The organism is Roseateles sp. P5_B10 (assembly GCF_056400485.1).
Genome location: NZ_JBFULE010001598.1, coordinates 1 through 601 on the forward strand (window position 1 = coordinate 1; position 601 = coordinate 601).

Annotated in this window: 2 protein-coding genes; both read left to right on the forward strand. The window is 61.2% G+C overall.

Annotated features, from left to right (window positions below; all coding sequences use genetic code 11):
- On the forward strand, positions 1-347 hold a 347-nt coding region (locus tag AC1DU6_RS34800; protein ID WP_477863083.1), incomplete at its 5' end, for an ANTAR domain-containing response regulator.
- Positions 344-601: ABC transporter substrate-binding protein (locus AC1DU6_RS34805; RefSeq protein ID WP_477863085.1), on the forward strand; the 258-nt coding region annotated here is incomplete at its 3' end. The genes AC1DU6_RS34800 and AC1DU6_RS34805, both read left to right, overlap by 4 nt.

A 601-nucleotide genomic window follows, 5' to 3' on the forward strand; every position in this document is an offset into this window, starting at 1 on the left:
CCATGTTCGTCGACCAGAGCGACGCCGAGTCGGCGCGGGCTTCGGTCGAGGCGGGGGTATCCTCTTACATCGTGGACGGGCTGAAGAAGGAGCGGATCAAGCCGATCCTCGATCTCTGCATCTCCCGTTTCAATGCCTTCTCCAAACTGCAGGACGAGCTCGAGCGCACCAAGTCGGCGCTGGAGGAGCGCAAGATCAWCGACCGTGCCAAGGGCATCGTGATGAAGCTCAAGGGCCTCAATGAAGAAGAGGCTTACGTATTGCTGCGATCCACGGCGATGCGTGAAAAGAAGAAAATCGGTGAGATCGCCCAGTCGATCATCACCGCAGCGGAGTTGCTGAAATGATCGACCACCCGCTTCGCATCGGCTTCATTCCGCTGGCCGACGCCGCCGCCCTGATTGTCGCGGTCGACAAGGGGTTCACGAAGGCCGAGGGGCTGAACGTCGAGCTGGTCCGGGAAGTGTCGTGGTCGAATGTCCGCGACAAGCTGAATATCGGCCTGTTCGAAGCGGCGCATCTGCTGGCGCCCGTTGCCATCGCGTCCAGCCTCGGGCTCGGGCACGTGAAAGTGCCGATCGTGGCGTCGTTCAATCTCGGC